The following is a 4,654-nucleotide window of genomic DNA, read 5'->3' as shown; positions in this document are numbered from 1 at the left end:
TTATAGAGTGAAATATGCAAAAATTAATTAATCTCAAATCGAAAAGTAACAACAAAATCATCGCAATTTCTGCAGCTGTGACTGCGCTCTTTATAAATAATTCTACTTATGCCCAAGCAACCGTTTTAACAAAAGCGGAGACAGCTCTACAGGATTTACAGAAAGACTTAAAAGTGATTATCCCTATCGCTGCTGCTGTTATACTGTTGTGCTTAGCAATTGGTTATGCAGGGCGTTACATCGGAAAAGATACATTTGTGAGGTGGGCAATCGGTGTTGTCATCGCAGGTTCTGCAACCCAACTTGTTACTATGCTATTTAGACCATAATGGCGTTAATTGTAAATAATACAACACAATACGTTTATACGATAGATAGTCAGTATTATTGTTGTGTCCTCTACAACAAAACTTACTACAATACTATTGAAAGGTAATTCATGAATCAGTATAATACGTAATGTTTTTAACATCCATCGATTATAGGTGTGTGCCAGTAATAATGTAGTCATACTAAAAAAAGGAATATTATTTATAGCAACTTTAATCAAAAGGGGATAAAGGATATGAAACAATCAAATACCTTTCAAGCGAAGGCGTGCAACAGGATTAATGTTATTATTATCACTTCAATAATGTTATTAATAACGAAATCTGCATATGCTCAGACGGAAACTGAAAGCTTGGATGCCTTCATAGGAATGCAATATGGATTAAGTATACTTATTCCTATCGTCGCCATCATTATTCTTTTATTTCTTTTGCTTATTTATATATTTCGCATCATCGCAAGAGCTACATTTATGCGATGGGCATTCAGTGTCATTATTGCTGGTGCAGCCTTTTATATTAGCCACATATTATTTTACCTCCACTGACAAGAGCACCCTATGAAATCACAAGAAAAAAAAGAATTCCCCCTATTCAAAGGAGCAACACGTGTTCCAACAATATGGGGTGTCCCCATGATGCCATTTATCGTTATGGTTATGGGGGTTGCTGTTATTGCTATGACAGTAAGTATCTTTTTGTGGATTATAGCACCTCCATTATGGTTCATTATGGTGCAAATTACTAAAAACGATGATAAGGCATTTCGTATCTGGTGGTTATGGATCGATACTAAATTTCGCAATCGAAACAAAGGTTTTTGGGGCGCATCAAGTTATAGTCCCTCTGATTACAGTAAAAGGAGATAAACATGACAGTTGTTGAAAGTAGCAAACGCCTTGCATCAGAGACACCTGTAAGCCTATTTCTGCCTTATTCACATCATATTACAGATACGATTATCTCTACTAAAAATGCGGAATATTTATCGATTTGGAAGATTGACGGGCGTTCACATCAAAGCGCTTCAGAAGAAGATATCTTTCAATGGATAAAAGAGCTTAATAATACTCTACGGGGTATTTCATCAGCCAATTTATCATTTTGGACACATATTGTGCGCCGCCGTGTTTATGAATATCCTGATTCAACATTTGATCAAATGTTTTGCTATCAACTTGATGAAAAATATCGGCAAAGCTTTACTGGTTATAATTTGATGGTCAATGATTTATATCTGACTGTCATTTTTCAGCCGATAGCGGATAAAATTATGTCGTTCTTTTCTCAACATGAACGTGAAACGCTTGACCAAAAAAAGATGCGACAAGACTCATGTATCAAAGAACTCAATGACATCAATCGTACTTTAGGCCAATCTTTAAACCGTTACGGTGCAGAACTTCTTGGTGCTTATGAAAAAAATGGACATGCTTATTCTTCTGCACTTGAGTTCCTTGGAATGCTTGTCAATGGTGAATATCGCCCCATGCCAATTTGCCATGACCGTTTTGCTGACTATATGTCTATCAATCGACCTTTTTTCTCAAAATGGGGTGCTCTTGGTGAACTGCGAACAACCAGTGGAATGCGTCGATTTGGAATGCTGGAAGTTAAAGAATATGATGCAACAACCAAACCGGGACAATTAAATGTTTTGTTGGAAAGTGACTTCGAGTTCATATTGACACAGAGCTTTTCGGTGCTTTCTCGACATGCTGCTAAAGACTATTTACAACGGCATCAGCGTAACCTTATTGATGCACGAGATGTGGCAACGAGCCAAATTGAACAAATTGACGAAGCACTAAACCAGCTTATCAGCGGGCATTTTGTCATGGGAGAACATCACTGCACATTGACTATCTATGGTGATACAATTCAACAAGTTCGCGACCATATGGCCAAAGCGAGTGCAGCATTACTAGACGTTGCACTACTCCCCAAACCTGTAGACTTAGCGATAGAGGCTGGCTATTGGGCACAACTTCCTGGCAATTGGAAATGGAGACCACGTCCTGCTCCGATTACATCATTAAACTTTTTATCATTTTCATCTTTTCATAATTTTATGTCAGGAAAACCCACTGGTAACCCATGGGGCCCAGCCGTCACAATTCTTAAAACAACCAGTAAAACACCGCTTTATTTCAACTTTCATGCCTCCAAACTTGAAGAGGACTCAACAGATAAACGTTTGCTCGGTAATACCGCACTTATCGGACAATCTGGTTCCGGTAAAACCGTGTTACTCGGCTTTTTGTTAGCACAAGCACAAAAATTTAAGCCGACAACTGTTGTTTTTGATAAAGATCGTGGCATGGAAATTGCCATTCGGGCGATGGGTGGAAAATATTTAACATTCAAGCCAGGCAGGAGAAGTGGTTTCAATCCTTTCCAACTCCCACCCACACAAGAAAATCTTATTTTTCTGAAACAATTTGTTAAAAAATTGGCAGAAGCTGGTGGTGAGGTCACGCATCACGACGAGGAAGAAATTAACAAAGCGGTTATGTCTGTTATGGGCAGTAACATTGACCAATCACTCCGTCGTTTGTCCTTTCTGGTACAATTTTTACCAAATCCGCGTTTAAGTGATTATAATGCTCATCCTTCTGTTCATGCTCGCTTACTAAAATGGTGTGAAGGTGGTGATTATGGATGGTTGTTTGATAATCCCCATGATGCTCTTGATCTCTCAACACATCAAATTTACGGCTTTGATATCACGGAATTTTTAGATAATTTTGAAACTCGCACTCCAGTGATGATGTATTTGCTTTACCGCACAGAAGGCATGATTAGCGGACAGCGATTTATGTATATCTTTGATGAGTTTTGGAAGCCTTTGCAAGATCCGTACTTTGAAGATTTAGCGAAAAATAAACAAAAGACTATCCGTAAACAAAATGGTATTTTTGTTTATGCAACACAAGAGCCTAGCGATGCCTTGGAAAGTAATATTGCCAAAACACTCATTCAACAGTGTGCAACTTACATTTTTCTAGCCAACCCCAAAGCAAACTATGAAGATTATACAAAAGGCTTTAAACTAACAGATACTGAATTTGAACTCGTTAAAGGACTTGGTGAGTTTAGTCGCCAATTCCTCATTAAGCAGGGTGATCAATCTGCGCTTGCAGAACTGAATCTTGGTAAATTCCATCTGACACGCGATGGAAAAACCATCGAACACGACTTTAGTGACGAGCTCTTGGTGTTATCAGGTACACCTGATAACGCAGAATTAGCCGAAAGCATTATCGCGGAAGTTGGTGATGATCCAGCAATATGGTTACCAATTTTCTTACAGCACGCAAAAAATGACAGGAGGGAAACATGAAAAAAAAGGTCATTTCAATAGCAATTGTAATAACTTTAGGGATTTCAAACCCAGCAATGGCTTGGGTTTGGGGCGCTGGAGCAGCAGATTTGTCGGCATCAGTTCCGACGACGTGGCCCAATTTTTTTGGAGGTTCATCTTCGAATACATCAACGCCTAAAAAACCTTCACAACCTGATACCCAACTTCTCGATATGCTAAAAAAACAACTTGAGAAAACAAAAAAGATATACGAGTCTATAACGGGAAGCCAAAAGTTCGACACTAAAAAACTTAAAAATGCACAAACAGATCACAGCAGTTTTTTTCTCAAAAATCCAGAAACGCTCTACAATAGAAATGAATCTTCAGCGCTATCTACATCACTTAAAAAGATTTTAAAAGAAGAAGAAATTCCTATCTCTGTCCATGAATCTAGCAGTTTTATCAACGATCGTATTCAATATGCAGCCATCACTGATAAAGCCGTAAGTTTAAAGACTTTTGAAGAAGCAAATAATCGTTTTCAGCAAATTGAAGAACTATTAAATGAAATCAAGACAACAAAAGATCTAAAAAGTATTGCTGAGTTACAAGCACATATAATTGGAATGCTCGCTAAGCTACAAAATGAAACAGCAAAACTACAAATGGTCACACATTTACGCAACGCTGAACATGCACTTATTAAACAGCAGAAGGACAAACATAACATAAAAATTTTGAATAGTAAAAACGCGAAAATGCCTACCATAAGATTTATTAGATAAAGCTTTTTATAACAATATTTCGTTGTATTATTTTTCTTGTATGCTCGTAAAAAGCAAAAGTTAATGCATAATATTCAGTTATCTCTCATAAACTGAAAAGGTCTACGAAATTTAATTCTATCCTAAAAAGCTCAACGAAAAATGCTTAAAAAGCATATAAAAAGTTGAAAATTCATTAAAGAGGAATTCCATGGACTTTACAGTGTTCACGCAACTTTTCACTAAAATTGATC

General features: G+C 37.3%; 5 protein-coding genes. All 5 read left to right on the top strand.

From position 1 onward, the window contains the following. The first annotated feature begins 14 nt into the window (after positions 1-14). Positions 15-329, top strand: coding sequence for a VirB2 family type IV secretion system major pilin TrwL (gene trwL, locus ACFIKG_RS02740; RefSeq protein WP_375651701.1), 315 nt, complete (start codon positions 15-17; stop codon positions 327-329). Positions 330-565: 236 nt separating this feature from the next. Continuing rightward, positions 566-877: a conjugal transfer protein gene (locus tag ACFIKG_RS02735; protein WP_375626644.1), complete on the top strand. Its 312-nt coding sequence runs from the start codon at positions 566-568 to the stop codon at positions 875-877. 12 nt (positions 878-889) lie between these two features. After that, positions 890-1,198, top strand: a complete 309-nt coding sequence (locus tag ACFIKG_RS02730; protein ID WP_375613868.1) for a type IV secretion system protein VirB3 — start codon at positions 890-892, stop codon at positions 1,196-1,198. A 2-nt stretch (positions 1,199-1,200) separates the two neighbouring features. After that, a complete protein-coding gene (locus ACFIKG_RS02725) occupies positions 1,201-3,672 on the top strand; it encodes a VirB4 family type IV secretion/conjugal transfer ATPase (protein ID WP_375651700.1) in 2,472 nt (823 codons plus the stop codon). Continuing rightward, positions 3,669-4,421, top strand: coding sequence for a type IV secretion system protein (locus tag ACFIKG_RS02720; protein ID WP_375651699.1), 753 nt, complete (start codon positions 3,669-3,671; stop codon positions 4,419-4,421). The genes ACFIKG_RS02725 and ACFIKG_RS02720 overlap by 4 nt, the downstream gene beginning before the upstream one ends. The last annotated feature ends 233 nt before the right edge of the window (positions 4,422-4,654 follow it).

Origin of the sequence: Bartonella sp. LB28NMGDW (assembly GCF_042194435.1) — a bacterium.
GTDB lineage: Bacteria > Pseudomonadota > Alphaproteobacteria > Rhizobiales > Rhizobiaceae > Bartonella > Bartonella grahamii.
Note: the sequence above shows the minus strand (reverse complement) of the source record. Positions and strands in the feature narration are given on the sequence as shown.